At 56.0% G+C, this 19,291-nt stretch carries 10 protein-coding genes and 1 pseudogene; 9 read left to right on the top strand and 2 right to left on the bottom strand.

All coding sequences use genetic code 11. The features are described 5' to 3' along the window. Positions 1-366: 366 nt before the first annotated feature. From ACX3P5_RS06875 to ACX3P5_RS06895, 5 genes and pseudogenes are all read left to right on the top strand, one after another. Positions 367-2,070, top strand: coding sequence for a ShlB/FhaC/HecB family hemolysin secretion/activation protein (locus tag ACX3P5_RS06875; RefSeq protein ID WP_458968451.1), 1,704 nt, complete (start codon positions 367-369; stop codon positions 2,068-2,070). Between the two features lie 40 nt (positions 2,071-2,110). Beyond that, a complete protein-coding gene (locus tag ACX3P5_RS06880) occupies positions 2,111-12,790 on the top strand; it encodes a hemagglutinin repeat-containing protein (RefSeq protein ID WP_458968452.1) in 10,680 nt (3,559 codons plus the stop codon). Between the two features lie 17 nt (positions 12,791-12,807). Then, on the top strand, positions 12,808-13,173 hold the full coding sequence (gene cdiI, locus ACX3P5_RS06885; RefSeq protein ID WP_089414322.1) for a ribonuclease toxin immunity protein CdiI: 366 nt from the start codon (positions 12,808-12,810) through the stop codon (positions 13,171-13,173). A 449-nt stretch (positions 13,174-13,622) separates the two neighbouring features. Further along, positions 13,623-14,024: pseudogene (locus tag ACX3P5_RS06890) on the top strand (hypothetical protein); the annotation flags it as partial. A gap of 5 nt (positions 14,025-14,029) precedes the next feature. Continuing rightward, a complete protein-coding gene (locus ACX3P5_RS06895; protein WP_233984613.1) occupies positions 14,030-14,407 on the top strand; it encodes a CDI toxin immunity protein in 378 nt (125 codons plus the stop codon). Between the two features lie 16 nt (positions 14,408-14,423). Here the strand turns inward: ACX3P5_RS06895 and ACX3P5_RS06900 are convergent, their stop codons facing one another. After that, the gene (locus tag ACX3P5_RS06900) at positions 14,424-14,846 is read right to left on the bottom strand and encodes a hypothetical protein (protein ID WP_458968453.1); all 423 of its coding nucleotides are present in this window, start codon (positions 14,844-14,846) and stop codon (positions 14,424-14,426) included. On the opposite strand from ACX3P5_RS06900, the gene ACX3P5_RS06905 reads away from it, so the two are divergent. Beyond that, positions 14,838-15,869 carry a VENN motif pre-toxin domain-containing protein gene (locus tag ACX3P5_RS06905; protein WP_458968454.1) on the top strand — a complete coding sequence of 344 codons (1,032 nt, stop codon included), beginning with the start codon at positions 14,838-14,840 and terminating at the stop codon, positions 15,867-15,869. The genes ACX3P5_RS06900 and ACX3P5_RS06905 overlap by 9 nt on opposite strands. After that, positions 15,866-16,189: an Imm45 family immunity protein gene (gene imm45, locus ACX3P5_RS06910; protein WP_458968455.1), complete on the top strand. Its 324-nt coding sequence runs from the start codon at positions 15,866-15,868 to the stop codon at positions 16,187-16,189. The genes ACX3P5_RS06905 and imm45 overlap by 4 nt, the downstream gene beginning before the upstream one ends. A gap of 50 nt (positions 16,190-16,239) precedes the next feature. Here imm45 and ACX3P5_RS06915 read toward each other — a convergent pair whose 3' ends face one another. Continuing rightward, a complete protein-coding gene (locus tag ACX3P5_RS06915; RefSeq protein ID WP_458968456.1) occupies positions 16,240-16,458 on the bottom strand; it encodes a SymE family type I addiction module toxin in 219 nt (72 codons plus the stop codon). Positions 16,459-17,634: 1,176 nt separating this feature from the next. Between ACX3P5_RS06915 and ACX3P5_RS06920 the strand changes: the two genes are divergently transcribed. Both ACX3P5_RS06920 and ACX3P5_RS06925 read left to right on the top strand, forming a co-directional pair. Then, positions 17,635-18,198 carry an Ail/Lom family outer membrane beta-barrel protein gene (locus tag ACX3P5_RS06920; protein ID WP_458968457.1) on the top strand — a complete coding sequence of 188 codons (564 nt, stop codon included), beginning with the start codon at positions 17,635-17,637 and terminating at the stop codon, positions 18,196-18,198. Positions 18,199-18,655: 457 nt separating this feature from the next. Next, positions 18,656-19,198 carry a glycine zipper 2TM domain-containing protein gene (locus ACX3P5_RS06925; RefSeq protein WP_094120406.1) on the top strand — a complete coding sequence of 181 codons (543 nt, stop codon included), beginning with the start codon at positions 18,656-18,658 and terminating at the stop codon, positions 19,196-19,198. Positions 19,199-19,291: the final 93 nt, after the last annotated feature.

Genomic DNA, 19,291 nt, shown 5'->3' on the forward strand with positions numbered 1-19,291 from the left:
GATTATTCAGTTAACAGTCGTTCCAGAATGACAAGTCAGGTTAAAAATAAATTTACAGATCCGGTGATAAGTAAAATAAAAGGTGGAAGGCTTTGAAATAAATATTGAGCCATTTTATCGGAAACCCGCTACAGCTGTGGTATTGCCTGTTCATGAGTGTCCGCGGAAAATGACCCACTTGCATCGCGACTCGGGTGGAATTACTGGTAATTATCGGTACTTTTATCAGTAAGGGGTTTCGTTAAGTATTGTAAGTTTTGTGTAAGTTTTCTGCTTTTTTTTCTTGAGATTTTATTGCCCGGGCGCATAATGTACGCGGAATATACGGAGTGACATATTCTGTTACATTTAATAAATGGACCTATTATGCAGCCAGAAAATAAAGGACGATTTTCAGCAACCGCGATTCTGCTGTGCGCAATGATCCCGGGCATGGCTCAGGCTGCGCCGGGCGACGCGCAGTTACAGCATCAGCAGGAGCAACAAAAAGCGCAGCAGGAACGCCTGCAACCTCAGGCCCCGGATATCCGCTTATCCGAACCGGTTCCGTCGCCTTCACATCTCACTTTTCCGCACGAAACGCCCTGTTTTGTCATCCATCAGGTTACGCTTTCCGGGCAGGAGGCGCTGCCGCACTGGGTGCCGTTGCAGCGCCTTGCCAGCCAGGCCAATGGTCAATGCCTGGGCGTAAAAGGCATCAGTCAGCTGATGTCGATTCTGCAGAACCGGCTGATTAACCACGGCTGGGTCACAACACGGGTACTGGCACCGCAGCAGGATCTGCGGCAGGGCGAACTGCGCTTCCTGATTGTGCCTGGCAAAGTGCGTCATGTGATGCTGACACCTTCATCGTCTCACTATGTGAACCTGTGGTCTGCGCTACCGGCGCATTCGGGCAATCTGCTGGATCTGCGTGACATCGAGCAGGGGCTGGAGAACCTGCAACGACTGCCCAGTGTCGAAGCGCATATGACGCTGCGGCCGGGTGAGAAGCCGGGTGAAAGCGACATTGTGATCGAGCGTACACAGCGTCGTTTCTGGCGGCTTGGTGCCTGGCTGGATGATTCCGGTACCGAAAGCACCGGACGTTACCAGAGCGGGTTGATGCTGGCGCTGGATAACCCTACCTCGCTCAGCGATCTTTTTTATCTCACCGCCAGTCGTGACCTCGGCTTCGCCGGGCGAAAAAGCAGCAAAAGTCTGTCAGGCCACTACTCGGTACCGCTGGGCTACTGGCTGCTGGGCGTTACCGCCAGCGATTACGACTATCACCAGACGGTGGCGGGCTACAGCCGTGATTTCCTCTACGCCGGTAAAAGCCGCTCACTGGATCTGCAGGCCAGCCGGGTTTTACACCGCAACGCGTCATCCAAAACCACCGTCAGCGCGGATGTGTTGGTCAGAGAGTCGCGCAACTTTATCGATGACACCGAAATTGAAAGTCAGAAGCGGCGCACCAGCGCCTGGCGACTCGGTCTGTCACATCGTCACTACATCGGTCCGGCGACGCTGGATGCCGGTGTCAGCTATCAGCGCGGTACGCGCTGGTTTGGCGCCATGCCCGCCTGGGAGGAGTCCTGGCAGGATTCCACGTACGCCACGGCGCTATCAAAAATTCTCAGCTGGCAGGCCGGGCTGACAACACCCTTTACGCTGGGTAAGCAGCATTTAAGTTACAACATCCAATATCGTCGGCAGATGAGTAACACCCCGCTGACACCGCAGGATGAGTTTTCGATTGGCAACCGCTGGACGGTGCGTGGATTTGATGGTGAACGCACCCTCAGCGCCAGTCGCGGCTGGACGCTGCAGAACACCCTGGCCTGGCAGACGCCGCTGCCTGCCCAGGAGCTCTATCTGGGCGTTGATTACGGCGAAGTGGGCGGTCACAGCGCTACTCAGGGCGGACCCGTTGGCCGTCATCTGGCGGGTGGCGTGGTCGGACTGCGCGGTGCGATCACGCCTGCCAGTCTCAGCTATGACTTTTTTGCCGGTACGCCACTGTCGAAACCCGATGGCTTTAAAACCGATCCGGTCACTTTTGGCTTCAGCGTCAACTGGAACTATTAACCCTATTCATCCCTATTGCTGACAATGGACTGTGCGCATTATGAATAAACTTTGCTATCGCATCATCTTTAACCGGGTTCGCGGCATGCTCATGGTGGTGCCCGATATTGCCCGCAGCGGTTACTCTCGCATGGCCCGTTGTCGCCAGCGCGCCACGCGTGCAGAAGCGCGGTTGCGTATTACACCGATCAGCTTCTCACTGTGGCTGGCTGCGGGCGTCATCAGCCTGCCGGTGCAGGCGAATATCGTGGCTGACGGCCGGGCACCGGCTAACCAGCAGCCAACGGTCATGGCGACGGCTAACGGACTGCCGCAGATCAATATCCAGACTCCGAACAGCCAGGGCGTATCCCGCAACCAGTTTAGCCAGCTGGATGTCGACGGGCGCGGCGCCATCCTGAACAACAGTCATCAGAACACCCAGACTCAGATCGGCGGTATGGTCGCGGCTAACCCGTGGCTTTCAAAGCAGGAAGCCAGCGTGATCCTCAACGAGGTTAACAGCCGCAATCCCAGCCAGCTCAATGGTTTTATAGAGGTGGCCGGTAAGCGGGCGGCGGTGGTGATCGCTAATCCCTCCGGCATCACCTGTAACGGCTGCGGTTTCATCAATGCCAGTCGCAATACGCTAACCACCGGCCAGGTGCTGATGGAAAACGGTCAGCTGAAAGGCTTTGACGTTAACGGCGGTCGGGTCAATATCGAAGGTAACGGCTTTAACGGGACGGATGCCGACTACACTCAGATCATCGCCCAGTCGGTGGCCGTTAACGCGAAAATTCATGCCCGCGAACTGAACGTGGTGACCGGTAAAAATCAGGTAGCAGCAGAGGGAAACGTCACCAGCGTCAAACCGGGTGATGAGACAACCCGTCCTGACTTTGCGCTCGACGTGGCGGCCATTGGCGGGATGTATGCCAATAAAATCACCCTGACCGGTACGGAAAAAGGCGTCGGAGTCCGTAACGCGGGCGAACTGGGCGCCAGTGCGGGTGAGCTGCGCCTCTCTGTTGATGGCCGGCTGGAAAACAGCGGTACGCTGCAAAGCCAGGCGCCGATGGAGTTAGCCAGCCAGGGCGATCAAAGTAACAGCGGAAAAATCCTTTCACAGCAGGCGGTCACGCTGAGCGCGGGCGGTACGCTACGCAACAGCGGCGTGGTGAGTGCGGGCAGCCACGCTACGCTGACGGCTCAGCGTATTGAAAGCAGCCACGACGGTATCCTGGCTGCGGGTGCGGACAGCAGCGGGACGCTGAGCCAGCCCGGTAATCTGGTGCTCACCAGCCAGGGCGAACTGATCGCGCAGGGAAAAAATCTGGCACACAATCAGATCCAGGCGCAGGGCAGCCGGGTCGATCTGGCCGACAGCCAGACGGCGGCGGACGCGATCGCCCTGACCGCGACCCAGGCGGATATCTCCACCGCACGCGCTACGGTTGCGGGCAGGACGTTGCGGGTAGAGGCCGCCACCGGGTTAACCAACGATGATGGCAAACTGGCAGCGGGCAATCTCGCCGTCACGGCACAAAACATCAGTAACAATCGCGGCCTGCTGCGTCAGCAAAACCGGGATGCGCTGACGCTCAGGACCGGTTCACTGCTCAACAATCAGGGCACCATTATCAATGAAGGCGATACCCATCTGCAGGCGCAACGGATTGAAAACCGCAGCGGCCTGATCGCCGGCAACGGGCCTTCTCTGCAGCTGGATACGCCTTATCTCGATAACCAGCAGGGCACGATACAGCTGGCAGGTGACGGTGCGCTGACGCTCAACACCACCCAGCTGGCGGGCAACCAGGGCAGCGTGCTGTCGGCGGGCGCGCTGAATCTGAGCGGCGGACAGCTCGACCTCTCTCAGGGAGAGACCCAGGCCCAGACGGTGACGCTGACGGCGGACTCGCTGAATCATCGGCAGGGCCTGCTCTCGCAGCGGGCAGCGGGCGAGATGACGATCGCCGTTGCGGGCACCACAGATAATCAGGCTGGACGGATAGAGAGCGGTGGCACGCTGCGCCTCTCCTCCGGCGAGCTGGATAACCGCGGCGGTACGCTGCTGGCGGCTGATCAGGGCGATCTGCGGGTCACCGTTCAGGGGGCGCTGACTAATGGCCAGGGGTCGCTGCTGGCCGGTCAGAACCTGCATCTCAACGGTAGTCGCCTTGAAAATCAGCAGGGCCGGCTTGCTGCGGTGGGCGGTGACGCCACGCTGGCAATCGGGCAGGGCATAGATAATACCCAGGGCCGCATCGAAGCCGCACAGCAGCTGAACAGTCACAGTCAGGGCATCAACAACAGGGATGGCGTTCTGCTCGGTCATCAGATCGTGGCGGATACGCAACTGGGCGGGCTGGATAACAGCCGCGGTAATCTGGTGGCGCAACGTGGTCTTAATCTCACCACCGGCGAGCTGAATAATCACGCCGGCGTGATCCAGTCCGGCAGCGAGATGTTGATTGATACCCACGGACAGGCGCTGATCAACAGTGACAGCGGTCAGGGCGGCATACTCAGCGGTGGTACGCTCTCGCTGTTCAGTGGCGAGACCAATAACCAGCACGGCATGATTGCCGCGGCGTCTGCGACGACCATCAATAGCGGGACGCTGAACAACGCCGACGGCACGCTGATGTCAGAAGGTCCGCTGGTGCTGAATAGCGGCGCGCTCGACAACCAGCGCGGTCTGTTACAGTCCGCTGAGACGCTCTCACTGGATACGCAGGGCGCACTGTTGACCAATAGCGACAGTGGCGAGCGCGGCGGCATCGTAGCGCGCGGCGATCTGCAACTGTCGACCGGGCAGGTTAACGGCAACAGGGGCGTTATTCAGGGCCAGAACGTCATCATTGATACGCATCAGCAGGAGCTTAATCAGCAGGGCGGTTTGCTGAGTGCAAAGGGAACGCTGCAACTGGCGAGCGGCGCGCTGAACAACCGTGCCGGGCGGCTGCAGTCCGGCGGCGATATGTTGCTGGATACTCACGGAAAGGCGCTGATCAATCAGCAAAGCGGCGACTCCGGCGGCGTGATTGCTGGCGGCAATCTGACGCTGCACAGTGGCGAGACCGACAACGACAGCGGTGTGATGGCGTCGGCTGGAAATGCGCAACTCAATAGCGGTGCGCTCAGCAATATCGACGGCATCCTCTCCGCCGAGGGTTCACTGACGCTGGAAACCGCGGGCGTGGACAATCAGCGCGGTCTGCTGCAGGCGGGCGAGGCACTATCGCTTAACACCCAGGGCGCAGCGCTGATCAATAACGACAGCGGTCAGCGTGCGGGTATCGTCGCGGGGGGCGATCTGCGTCTGGCGACCGGGCAGATCACCAGCAACGGCGGGGTGATCCTCGGAAAAAATATTACTGTTGATACCCGGCAGCAGGCCTTCAGTAATCAGCAGGGGCAGTTAGGCGCGAAGGGAACGCTGCAACTCGATAGCGGATTAGTGAATAACCAGGCGGGCAGAATCGAGTCGGCTGGCGATCTGAAACTGAATAGCCACGGTAATAGCCTTGTAAACCGCGACAGTGGCACCACCGGCGGCCTCTACAGCGGCGGAGTGCTGACGTTATACACTGGTCAGATCGATAACCAGCGGGGCTTTATTACCGGCAGTCAGGGTAGCCTGATTCAGGCCGGTGACGTCAACAACCGTGAAGGTACGCTGACCGGCGGCCGCGATTTGCTGTCGATGACCACCGGTGAACTGCAGAATCAGGGCGGATTATTGCAGGCGGGCAGCGACCTGACGCTGGATACTCAGGGTCATGCCTTGATCAACAGCGACAGTGGTAACCAGCGCGGCATCATTGCACTTAACGATCTGACGCTGCGCAGCGGCGGGATCAACAACCAGACCGGCTTTATCGCCGCGGGCAATCAGGCGACGCTGATCGGCGCTGAACTGAATAACAGCCAGGGGCAGATAGCGGGTAACGGCGGGCTCAGCATTAACGGCCAGGCGCTGAATAACAGCGCGGGCAAACTTCAATCGGCGGGCGATGTAACGATTAATACCGCCGGTCAGGCACTGACAAATCAGCAGGGACTGATTGCCGCATCGGGCAATACCCGCATCGAAAGCGGCAGTCTGGACAACCAGCAGGGGCAGATTCAGGGCGGTAAAGAGTTAACGCTTAACCTCGGCCAGAACCTGCTGCAGAACCAGAACGGTAAACTCTTTTCAGCCGGCACCACGACGCTGATGGCAGGCCAGATGATTAACACATCCGGTCAGCTTCAGAGCATCGGAACAGCCAGCCTGGCGCTGACCCAACAGCTTGATAATAATGGCGGGCTGCTAAAAAGCGATCGGGGGCTGGATATCACGACGCCACTGCTGATTAACCGCGATACGCAGCAGAGCGGCAAAGGAATTGAAGCGGACCAGCTGAGCGTTCAGGCCAGCTCGCTGGACAACAGTCAGGGCGCCTTGCGGGCTAACACCCGACTGGCGCTGACCATCCAGCAGGCGCTGGATAATGTCAGCGGGCTGATCTCTTCAGCCGATACCCTGACGATTCAGGATAGCGCTCAGGGCCAGACGCTGGCGCTGAATAACCGCCAGGGCACGCTGGTCGCCGATAAAGAGGCGCAGATCATCGCTGCCTCTCTGAGTGGCGACGGGCAGGTCGCATCGCAGGGGAATCTTGGCATCACCCTGGCAGACGATTTCTACAACCAGGGCGAGGTCAGCGCGAATGGCACGCTGCGTCTGACATCCGGCGGTACTGTCACTAACGACGGGGCGATCACTGCTCAGCAGGCACTGTTCCTGACCGCTCAGAACGTCAGTAACCAGGCCAGCGGGGAAATCAGTGCGCAGCAGACCCACATCACCGCCGCCGATACGCTGGAGAACCGTGGGCTGATCGATGGTGAACTGACCCACCTTGTGGCCCGCGTGGTCAATAACGCCGGTAGCGGCCGCATTTTTGGCGATCGTATCGCCATTGCCGCCACGCTGCTGAACAACCTTAGCGAGGCAGGTAAAGCCGCGGTGATTGCGGCACGGCAGCGGCTTGACGTGGCGGCTGAAACGATAAACAACCGCGATCATGCGCTGATTTACAGCGATGGCGATCTGCATCTTGGCGGAGAGCTGGATGCGAATAATCAGGTCACCGGACAGGGACGGCAGCTCAATAATGAGGGTGCCACTATTGAGGCCGGGCATGACGCGACGATTGCGATGGCGGAAATCAACAACAGCAACCGCAATCTTGTCACCACCACGGTCATCACGGAAAACAGCCAGCATCATGACGCGGTGCTGAAAGGCCATACCGATCGCTTCGACTGGGATCAGGTGGATAACAGCAAAAAAAATAAATATAACGTACACACCGCGAAGATGCCGGATGGCACCAGCGGCAGTGAGTTTTATGAATACACCTATCAGCGGGTGGTGGAAGAAACCCAGATTAAAGAGAGCGATCCGGGCAAGATCCTGTCGGGCGGTAACATGACCTTCAGCGCGGATCGCCTGACCAACCAGGATAGCCAGATTGTGGCCGGTGCGCTGCTGGGTGGCGAGATTGGTGAGCTGAATAACCTGGCGACCCAAGGCACGCGGGTGACCACCGACCAGGGTACCGTGATGCGCTGGTACGCGAAGAAAAAGAAAAAGAAACTGGGCGGAACCAAGACGTCGCAGGGCAAAAGCCTCAGCGACTATCGTCCGGCACCGATAACCGAAACCATCGATCTGCAGACCCTGAGCTGGCAGGCGAACGCCGCGCCACAGGGTAACGGTTATCAGACCGGCAACCGTCAGTTGCAGGCCGTGACGACCCAGGCCGCTGCGGTGGGCGCGGTAAGCGGCCAGTTGGCCTCTGCCACGGTCGCGCTCGGCGCGGCGGATCAAGGCAGCCCGTTGCTTCCCGCGGGCCAGCGCTACGACAGCGCATTAACGCTCGATAAGCTGGGTAGCCTGAAAGATCGTCCGTTACTGCTTCCGTTGGGCCAGAAATTCTCTTTGACGCTGCCCGCAACCCTGGTCGATGGACAAAGCGTTACGCCGGTGATCCGCGCCGTCTCCCCGGATACCCGGCTGCCAGATAACAGCCTCTATCGTCTGCAGCCCTCCAGCGACAGTCACTATCTGGTGGAGACCGATCCGCGTTTCGTTAACCAGAAGCAGTGGCTGAGCAGCGACTACATGCAGAACGCGCTGGCAGCCGATGGCAGCCAGATGCTGAAGCGGCTGGGCGACGGCTACTATGAACAGCGTCTGGTGCGCGATCAGATTATTCAGCTGACCGGCAGCCGCTATCTCAGCGGCTACGCCAGCGACGAAGAACAGTATCGCGGGCTGATGAATAATGGGGTAGCCTTCGCCCAGACGTATCAGCTGGAGCCGGGCGTGGCGCTGACCCCGGCGCAGATGGCGCTGCTGACCAGCGATATCGTCTGGCTGGTTAATCAGACGGTGACGCTGCCGGACGGCACGCAGCAGACCGTGCTGGTGCCACAGGTCTATGCGAAGCTGAAGGAGGGAGATTTAACCGGCGACGGCGCGTTGCTCGGGGGCGGTAGCGTGGCGCTGACTGCGCGTGACGACATCACCAACAGCGGCACGATCCGCGGGCGCGACGTGACGCAGCTGACGGCAGAGTCGCTGACCAGCAGCGGCTACATCAGCGGCAATACGGTGAATCTCACCGCCCGTCAGGATATCACTAACCTGGGCGGCATCATCAGCGGTGACAGGCAGGTGTCGCTGCTGGCCGGACGGGATATCACCAGCCAGTCGACGCTGCGCGATAACGGCACCGACCGCCGGGTCGATCGTCCTGCCGGTATTTACGTACAGGGCAGTGACGGCGCGCTGACGCTGAGCGCCCTGAACAACATCACGCTGGCCGCCAGCGACATCGGCAACGCCGGAGAGAACGGCACCACCCGCATTCAGGCCGGCAACGATCTGACGCTCTCCACGGTCAGCACGCAGCACAGCGAAAATGAGAGCTGGGGAAGCGATAACTACCGTCACCTGACTCAGCAGAGCGATACCGGCACCCGCATCACCACCGGCGGTGCGCTGCAGCTGAGTGCCGGACAGGATATCCGCGCTACGGCAGCGGACGTCACGGCGGGCGGCGCGCTCAGCGTCAGTGCCGGGCGCGATATCGTGCTGAATGCCGGTCACGCCAGCACCGACCTGACCGAACACAGCAGACAGAGCAGCAAAGGGCTGCTGTCGGGCAGCAGTCTGGAAACCCACGACGAGCTGCACGATCGCCAGGCGCTCAGCACCACACTGAGCGGCGACAGCGTGCTGCTTGAGGCGGGCCGCGATATCGGCATCACCGGCAGCAACGTCGCCGGTACCCGGGACGTCGGGCTGAGCGCGGGGCGCGATCTGACCGTCACCACCGCCAGCGAAACCCGTGAGGAAACGCACCAGCGCGAGGAGAAAAAATCGGGCCTGATGGGTACCGGCGGCATCGGTTTTACCGCCGGTAAGGCGATGCAGAAGAGCACCACCGACAGCACCGGCACGCTCAGCAGGGGCAGCACCCTTGGCAGCAGCGACGGCAGCGTCACCCTCAGCGCAGGCAATCAGCTGAAGGTGCACGGCAGCGATCTGATCGCCGGAAAAGACCTGACGCTGAGCGGCAGCGACGTGAACATCAGTGCGGCAGAGAACAGCCATACCGCCCTGACGAAGACAGAACAGAAGCAGAGCGGCCTGACGCTGGCGCTGTCCGGCACCGCCGGCGCGGCGCTGAACACGGCGGTGCAGACCGCCCGGACGGCCAGCGAGACCGGTGATGACCGGCTGAAGGCGCTGCAGGCCACCAAAGCCGCGCTGACCGCGACGCAGGCGGCGCAGGCGGCTCAGATGGACGGCGCACAGACCGACGCGGCGAACGCCAGAAACGCCGCCGCGGGCCTGAAGCCGGGCGACAAAGGCTACGATGAAGGCGCAACCAACACGATCGGCGTCAGCGCCTCGTACGGCAGCCAGTCGTCGAAAAGCGAGAGCCGCACCGAAAGCCGTGAAGCGCAGGGCAGTACGCTGGGCGCGGGCGGTAACCTGGCCGTTACCGCCACCGGCGCACAGCCGGGCAGCGCAGGCAACATCCTCGTGCAGGGCAGCCGGCTGACGGCGGGCGGCGACCTGGCGCTGGCGGCGAAAAACGACATCAGCCTGCTGTCGGCGCAGAACAGCGAACGCACCGACAGCAAAAACAGCAGCAAAGGCGGCAGCCTCGGCGTCGGCATCGGCGCGGGTTCGGGCGGCTACGGCATCAGCGTGTCGGCCAGCGTCAACGCGGGCAAAGGCCGAGAGAACGGCAACGGGCTGACCCACACCGAGACTACGCTCGCGGCGGGCAACGGGCTGAGCCTGAACGCCGGACGCGACACCACGCTGACCGGCGCGCAGGCGCGCGGCGAACGCGTGACGGTGGAGAGCGGACGCACCCTGACGCTGACCTCAGAGCAGGACAGCGACCGCTACGACAGTCAGCAGCAGAGCGCCAGCGCGGGCGGCAGCGTCACCTTCGGCTCGATGACCGGCTCCGCGAGCGTGAACCTCAGCCGGGATAAGATGCACAGCAACTGGCAGAGCGTGGCGGAACAGACCGGCATCTTCGCCGGGAAGGGCGGCTTTGACGTGACCGTGGGTGAGCACACGCAGCTGAACGGTGCTGTCATCGCGAGTACGGCGACGGCGGATAAAAACCGGCTCGACACCGGCACACTGGGCTTCGGCGACATCGCGAACCACGCGGATTACAAAACAGAGCACCAGAGCGCGGGCATCAGCACCGGCGGCAGCATCGGCGGACAGTTTGCCGGCAACATGGCGAACGGGCTGCTGGCGGGGCTGAACGACAGCGGCAGCGCGGACTCGGTGACGAAGGCGGCGGTGAGCGAAGGCACCATCGTTATCCGCGATAAGGAGAAACAGGCGCAGGACGTTGCAGATTTAAGCCGCGACGTGGAAAATGCGAATCCGGGGCTGGATAAAATCTTCGATAAGGAGAAAGAGCAGCGGCGGATGGAGACGGCGCAGCTGATAGCGGAAATCGGTAGCCAGGCGGGGGATATTGCGCGGACGCAGGGTGAGATAGCGGGCATACAGGCGCAGCAGGACCCGGCGGCGCTGAAGGCGGCCAGAGAACAACTCGCCGCGTCCGGCAAGCCGTTCACGGATGCGGATGTGGCGAAGCAGGCCTACGACACGGCGATGAAGCCGTTCGGCACGGGTTCGTCGCTGCAACGAGGAATGCAGGCGGCCACGGCAGTGATACAGGGGCTGGCCGGAGGCGATCTGACGAAGGCCGCAGCGGGCGGGGCGGCGCCTTACATCGCGAATATTATCGGCAGCAGCGGGCTGGATGACGCCGGTAAAGTCATGGCGCACGCCGCGGTGAACGCCGCGCTGGCCGCCGCACAGGGGAATAATGCCCTGGCAGGTGCCGCAGGCGCAGCAACGGCAGAAATGGCGGGAATGATCGCGCTGGACGTCTACGGCAAAAGCGCCGGTCAGCTGAGTGAAACCGAGAAGCAGACGGTAAGCGCACTGGCAACGCTGGCGGCGGGTCTGGCAGGCGGACTGGCCGGAGACAGTACGGTCGATGCGATGGCGGGCGCGCTGGCCGGTCAGACGACGGTGGAAAATAACTATCTGAGCCAGAAACAACAGGCTCAAAAGAAAGAAGAGCTGGCAGAATGTCAGAGCGTGGCCTGTAAAGCCCAGACGCAGGCGAAATGGACTGCTATAGATCTGGGACAGGACGGCAGCTTCGCTGCGGGAATGGTGGCAGGGGTTCCGGCAGGGCTGTATGACGCGGTGGACAGTATCGTGAAAACGGCCAGCAGTCCGGTAGAAACTTACGAGGCACTGAAGGCACTGTTTAACAGCGGTGATGTGTTAGGTAATGTCTCGGACGCGGTGAAGCAGTCTTATATCGACCGCATTGACCGGATGGAGGCGGAGTACCAGAAAGCCGGGGCCAGCGGCTCGTTTAATGCGGGTGTTGAAGGCGGTAAGCTGTTCACCGATATAGCCAGTCTGCTGGCTGGCGGTGCCGGAGTGGTGAAAGGTGGTGCGGTACTGACAGAGAAGGTTGTTGCTAAGGTTGTCTCGAAAACCGGGAAGGCTATACCTGACATGCCGCCATCAGCCTGGAAATCCGGTGAAGGCGAATTTAGCCTAAAACCGGATAAAACGGTTACGAATGTGGAATATCCGGGTGGTCAGTATGATGGTAACTCATTGCCTTACAAAACCAGTATAGAGAAAGGTACCACGACGATCACTTATCCTGATGGAGTGAATTTCAGAATTGACCAGCCGAAGCATCTGGCAACAGTGGATGGATTTACACAAAAAAATGGGATTTCGGGGGGGCATAATTCCAATGCGTTTTACGATGCCGCTAAGGAATACAATGTAAAAATCGTCAGTGAGACACCTACTGGCGTAAAAGGTATTACTGAGGTGAAGTATTTAATACCGACGAAAGATCGGGCTGGAAATCTGACCGGAGATTACAAAGCAACACCTGAAACTAAAACCATCTACGATCCTAAAATATTCTCGGATCAGAAGATCTTAGAACTCGGACAGCAGGCCGCTGCTAGTGGTTATAAAGAAGCTATGAGCAGCCCGAATGGTACGGCAAATGTTGTTGCTGGCGGTGTTAGCTTCAGAATATATGTGGATAAATCTACAGGTACAGTTAGAAATTTCCACCCAAATTAATTTACAGGAAAATTGATATGAATAAGAACTTATTTGACATGTCGGATGTACATTCAGGTTTAAATGAGATCATCGTAGGTTATTTTAATATCATGTCCTCTGATAAGAATTTTCTGGAGGTTATTGAACACATTATAAGAAAAGTCGGCTTTAACACCGATGGTGCTTATTGTAATTTTCCAGATATGGATAGTTATGATGAAAGCGAACATTTTGAAGGCGTTGAATTTGCCGTTGGCTATCCCGCTTCTGAAGCAGATACTGTCATTGTTAGTGAAGAAGTCTGCTATCAGTACGTCCGTCTGGCATGTGAGAGGTATCTCCTGTTGAATCCTGAAGATACAGAGAGACTAAATAATTTACTGGATAAACTACCTCTATGATCTGAAAATCCCAGCCATTGAATAGACTGAGCCGGGATTGAGCAAATGTTGTTGTGGAGAATAATGCGCTGAGTGTGCAGGAAAACCAGTCCCGCGTTCAGGAAATGTCGCGGTGTCAGGGCAACAAAGCCTGTGAAGGAGCAGTCACCGAGAAGTACAAGCAGGTCTCAGCGGCACAACAAAAGCGTGTGGTGGAGTGTACAGGCGCTCAGGGCTGTGTTGATAAAGCGAATGAAGTTGGCAGATTACAGGCTGATTATGCTAACCGTACCAGTGAGTTGCTGGAAAAAGCTCGAGCTGATGGCGGTCTGAGTGCGGCAGAACAGAACGAGCTTTCAATCCTTCAGGTAACGACGATCCAGCTTGAGGCGGACAGAAATGCGGCGATTCATAATGCGCTGATGTCCGGTGACTCACCTGAAGCGAAGCAGCTCGTGATAAACTCTCTGGCTCAGGTGGTAGGAACCAGTGCGGCAGGGATCGCTGCTGGAATCGGGAAAATTAAACCTGGTACACAACCAGGAAATCGAATTGAACAAATACTTTCCCCTGAGAAAAATTGGGAAAGCGCCCGAAATAAAGCATTGGATATTGTCGGTAATTTAGGTGCTGATTCTAAACCTGTGATTGGACGGCTGGAAGTAAGTGCTGGAAATGGGAAAGTTATTGGGCGGCAATCCAGCGACGGTAAAGTTGGTTGGCGTGTTGATTATGATCCAGACAAAGGCACTCATATCAATATATGGGATTATTCTCAAGGTAAGGGGCCAGGAAAAGCGGTTAAGCAGGTCATACCATTTGAGGGTAACGAAAAAGCTTTTGAAACGATATTGAAGCAGCTAAACAGGTAGAGAACATGACTTTATTTGAAGAATGTCAAGAAGCGCTTAGTGCTGATTTCGGAATTGTTGAAGGCCAAGAAAAGAAAGAAGCTATTGATATTTTAAATAAATATCCTTTTGTAAGTGGGGGTGTTTCTTGGCCGGAAATTGAATATTCTGATTATGAAAATATTGATGATTTATTGAATATAGATTGCATGAAAAATGCGGATGTATTCGTTCTTGTAGATGATGCCAGCATTCCTATTTTCAGGTCAAACTTGAGTTTGATTGCTGAAAATATTTATGATGTTACAGCCTTATCACCGAGATTATTTATTTTTAATAATGAAATCATACTGCAACCTTTATTTCCAACAGAAATGTTCCGTTTGGGAATAAGATCTAAATAAAAGATAATCCGAAAAATTAATCCCAGCCACCCGGCTGGGAGTTATCTTTGATAAAGAGAAGGAGCCGAACCGGCTGAAGGCGGCGCAGCTGATAGCGGAAATCGGCAGCCAGGCGGGGGATATTGCGCGGACGCAGGGTGAGATAGCGGGCCTGAAGGCGCAGCAGGACCCGACGGCGCTGAAGGCGGCCAGAGAACAACTCGCCGCGTCCGACAAGCCGCTCACGGATGCGGACGTGGCGAAGCAGGCCTACGACACGGCGATGAAGCCGTTCGGCACGGGTTCGTCGCTGCAACGAGGAATGCAGGCGGCCACGGCAGTGATACAGGGGCTGGCCGGAGGCGATCTGGCGAAGGCCGCAGCGGGCGGGGCGGCGCCTTACATCGCGAATATTATCGGCAGCAGCGGGCTGGATGACGCCGGTAAAGTCATGGCGCACGCCGCGGTGAACGCTGCGCTGGCCGCCGCACAGGGGAATAATGCCCTGGCAGGTGCCGCAGGCGCAGCAACGGCAGAAAAGGCGGGAATGATCGCGCTGGAGGTCTACGGCAAAAGCGCCGGTCAGCTGAGTGAAACCGAGAAGCAGACGGTAAGCGCACTGGCAACGCTGGCGGCGGGTCTGGCAGGCGGACTGGCCGGAGACAGTACGGTCGATGCGATGGCGGGCGCGCTGGCCGGTCAGACGACGGTGGAAAATAACTCCCTGTCCGGTGATCAGGCTCGTGCAACGGCGAAGCAAGCTGCCGAATCTCTGAAAGATAAGGTCAGGGAAAAACTGGGTGAAGGTACAACCTCTTCCATCGCCAACGGTATTATCAATGCCCTCGCAGATAGCGGTGATGCGGCGTTAGGCGGAGCCGATTACGCTGCTGATGCGGCAATGGCGCTGGCGTCTTGTGCTACTGGGGACAGCTACTGTAACAAAGCGCTGAGTGATTTAGCGGGTAAAAATCAGGCCGTGGCAGACGGTGTTAAGGCGCTGATGAGCAGCGATACCTGGTTTGCGGTGAAAGAGACGGTGGTACAGGCGTCTGAAGGAAATCAGGCGGCGCTGGAAGCGACAGGTGGAATGCTGGCAGGGATTATGCTGCCGGGTAAGAAGATTCCAGGTATTGTTAAAGCTGTTGACCCGAATATTAAGATAGCTACGGGCGCAACTGTTGGTGATTTTGAAGCCAGTCTATTTAAATTACCCCCAGGAGAACGAGTTGCTATAGTCAAACAAACTGCGGCTAAAGTTGTTGCAGAACATGGGCTGATTAAAGACAGCAAGTTGACTAAAATGAATAATCGCGATGTATATCGTGGGGCGGATGGAAATCTTTATGCTCTTGATACGCAACATGGACGTTTTGAAGTAGTTACCCCACAGGGGAAACATGTCATGGAAGTTAACTTTGCCATGAAAGAAATTCCTGATAGCAAAGATAAATCTGGCGGACATAACTTGAGGATTAAATGATGGAGCAAATTAAGCTATTAAATTATCCAGAGAAGTCTATCCGGCGAGGAAGAGTCTTTAGATTGCCAGCGGCGTGGCCTTACGAAGATATTGTGGATTTTATGGTAATCGACTTAGCACACACTCATGGCTTGGTTGTATCCTCTGGATTTAAAGCAGGTTCAATGTTAGTTGAATTACCACCAGAAAGTGCTTCTTCAGAAGGCCATGCTTTAAGTACCGAATGGGTGATTAATAATTGGGCTAAGTGGATCTATCCCGAATGTGCTGTTGAAGACGTTTATATCATCAACCAATATACAGTAACGGCCTTTGGCTAAGCCTGTATCAATCCCAGCCAATCGGCTGGGATTTTGCTTGTATCAGCCCGTTATCCTTCAGTCGCCAGCCGGATGATCAGCTCTCCCTGCTCACAAATTACCTCAACCTTCTTCCCCGTCTCAAACCCCAGATCCCCCATCCAGTGGCCCCGCAGCGTGATCGACGGTGACGGCTGGTGCTTAATATGATCCCGGATATACCCCACGGTATAACGCCTTGATTTAGTTGTGGGTGTGGTGGTGCCTGGCTTATGATGTGTCTCAGCCATAATCAACTCCTTATCAGTTGCTTGTGGTCAGCGGGCTGTCGGTGGTGAGACACCTTCAGCCCGCGCTAATAATCTCTCGTTATGCTCTTCCTTTCCTGTTTTATCCTGTTCAAATATACACCTTCTTCCGGGTGAACTCGCTGATAGCTAAGACATAAATTGCGAGGCACCTCTGAAAAATGGACTGTTTTTTTCCGGTCTGCAATTTGCTTATCCCTTCGTCGTGTCGCCTTCTGTAACATCAGTTGCAGGTAGGCTTTCATGCTGTAAATCCGCGTTAACCCGCCTTGAGCCAGTCTTCCGGCTTACGCCTGTATCGCCGCCGAAACCGGTAACGAAGGGATTTTCCTGCGGGTGAATGCAGCGGCTGTACTGAAGGCGACCGGCAGCGAAAACCCTCCAGCGACAGTCACTGTCTGGTGGAGACCGATCCGCGTTTCGTTAATCAGAAGCAGTGGCTGAGCAGCGACTATTAAAAACTCTGCAACGCTACGAAACCGGCTTTATAAAAGATGTTCACCGGCGTTTCTGCACAAATAACCAGGATATCGAAGTCATGCTTTATAGCAAGAGTGTCAGATTATCTGTCAGCAAGCGAAGGCGGGGTTACACATCTCTGTTACTGAAACGCAGAAGCTGTTGTTAGCGCGATAAGGCATTTAAATGAATCGGTAAGCTGAACGTGTCTGAGAATCAAATAGACAGGTAAGAAGTGCATTAATAATATTCCCAAAATGCTTATTTTACCGATATCCGGTCTTGATGCGCTGGTCGGCTTTTGATTTAATGATGGCACGAATTATATGAGAGTTGAAAAGAGCTAACTTCATATTTTATTAATGCAGATCGCCTATAGAGTTCAGATTCAAGGTCTGGTTTTTTGATTAATTAGCGGTTGTCAACTGATATCATATGCCAGTAATTTAAAAGCGTAGTCGCGTCACAAAATTTAAAATGCAGCGGTCTTTTGTACATGAAGTCTTAACGTGCTTAAACAGCGCACCTGGTGATTCCGCACTGATAGCGAATCGCGGCGTGCGCTAAGAAATTCCTGTCCGGTATAGGCGGATGGATAGTCGACATTCTCTTTCCGTCGGATATTGGTGATTCAGGGAACGAAGTCCTGCGTGAAGCGCAGGGGAATAATTTTAAATTATTGAAAGGAATAATCCGGGAATGAAAAGCAAAATTGCGTTAATAGCATTACTTTGTGGTGGCCTGTTTACCGGTAGCGCTGCGCTGGCGGATAACCATACCGTCTCGGTCGGTTATGCGCAAAGTAAGGTGGACGATTTTAAAAATATCCGTGGGGTGAATGTTCAGTATCGTTATGAATGGGATTCCCCATTAAGCGTTATCGGGTCATTCAGCTACATGAAAGGCGATGACACCTATTCCGAGCGTAATGATTATTTTAATGAAATTGGTGGGTATGACAGCAAAACAGAGCTGAAATATTATTCACTGATGGCGGGTCCGGCCTATCGTATCAATGACTATGTCAGCTTGTATGGTCTGATCGGTCTGGCTCATACCAAAGTTGAAGATAAAACCACTTATCTGACGCAATACTCTGAAGAGTATAACGAAAGCAAAACCTCCTTTGCTTACGGTGCAGGCGTAGTGGTTAACCCGATAAGCGCACTGTCCATCAGTGTTGGCTATGAAGGTACCAGGGTCAAATATAACGATGATGTCGCCATCAATGGCTTTAATATCGCCGTTGGCTACCGTTTCTAAATCGCCGAGAGGATAAGCATTACGGTACGGAACCGGAATGCTTATCCTGTTCACCACAAAACAGTGTAGCTGCCCGCCACTATCAGTTAATTTACCGCAAGCGTGACACGGGCTACGGTAAAGTGCCGTTACGGAGCCTGACTAAGGCAACGTCAAGCACCCTGCGGCGTCACGCTTAAATTTCAGCTAGCGCAGCGGCTATCCCACTGATTTTTCAGGTCTGACTCCTCTGTTTCACCCGTTATTGCTGCTGCTTTTTCCGCCTCGGAACTCTCCTAAAAGCTGGCACTGTTGCCAGAGTGACCGTTTTCCTCCATTTATCTGATGTTGCAATTTCGGTCCATCTGTAAAACTTAATCCCATGAAACACGGCGAGTCGCGCACGCCGATCTGCCTCAGTTGAAGAGGATGCTTCAGCGGCAGGAATGCGCGGTAACACTTTCAGGAGGAACTTCCTGTGAATAAATCAATGTTAGCGGGTATCGGTATTGGTGTGGCAGCGGCGTTAGGTGTTGCCGCCGTGGCAGGCATGAATGTGTTTGATCGCGGTCCACAATACGCACAGGTGCTGGCTGCAACGCCCATCAAAGAGAGCATTAAGCAGCCGCGTCAGGAATGTCGTAATGTGACGCTGACGCATCGTCGTGCGGTACAGGATGAAAACCGTCTGGCTGGCTCGGTATTAGGTGCAGTAGCGGGTGGAGTATTAGGTCATCAGTTTGGTGGCGGTCGCGGTAAAGATGTAGCGACGGTGGCAGGTGCCGTTGCCGGTGGTTATGCCGGTAATCAGGTCCAGGCCGGTATGCAGAACCGTGATACCTACACCACAACCGAGCAGCGCTGCAAAACGGTATATGATAAACAAGAGAAAATGCTGGGATATGACGTGACCTATAAAATAGGCGACCAGCAGGGCAAAATCCGCATGGAAAATGACCCTGGCACACGTATCCCACTGGACCGCAATGGTCAGCTGATTCTTAATAGCGACCAGGCGTAATTGGGCAAAGCTTTGCCGCATTAGCGGCCACACAGCACAGTAGTAAAGAAAAGGCGCATCCTGAGATGCGCCTTTTTGTTTTTACTCCACTTT

This window comes from Pantoea sp. S-LA4 (genome assembly GCF_054482835.1).

Bases quoted from the DNA above. Each gene is read 5' to 3' on its own strand.
- ACX3P5_RS06875 (WP_458968451.1), top strand. From the start codon at position 367: ATGCAGCCAGAAAATAAAGGACGATTTTCAGCAACCGCGATTCTGCTG.
- cdiI (WP_089414322.1), top strand. From the start codon at position 12,808: ATGAATAAGAACTTATTTGACATGTCGGATGTACATTCAGGTTTAAAT.
- imm45 (WP_458968455.1), top strand. From the start codon at position 15,866: ATGATGGAGCAAATTAAGCTATTAAATTATCCAGAGAAGTCTATCCGG.
- ACX3P5_RS06915 (WP_458968456.1), bottom strand. From the start codon at position 16,458: ATGGCTGAGACACATCATAAGCCAGGCACCACCACACCCACAACTAAA.
- ACX3P5_RS06920 (WP_458968457.1), top strand. From the start codon at position 17,635: ATGAAAAGCAAAATTGCGTTAATAGCATTACTTTGTGGTGGCCTGTTT.
- ACX3P5_RS06905 (WP_458968454.1), top strand. From the start codon at position 14,838: ATGGCGCACGCCGCGGTGAACGCTGCGCTGGCCGCCGCACAGGGGAAT.
- ACX3P5_RS06880 (WP_458968452.1), top strand. From the start codon at position 2,111: ATGAATAAACTTTGCTATCGCATCATCTTTAACCGGGTTCGCGGCATG.
- ACX3P5_RS06895 (WP_233984613.1), top strand. From the start codon at position 14,030: ATGACTTTATTTGAAGAATGTCAAGAAGCGCTTAGTGCTGATTTCGGA.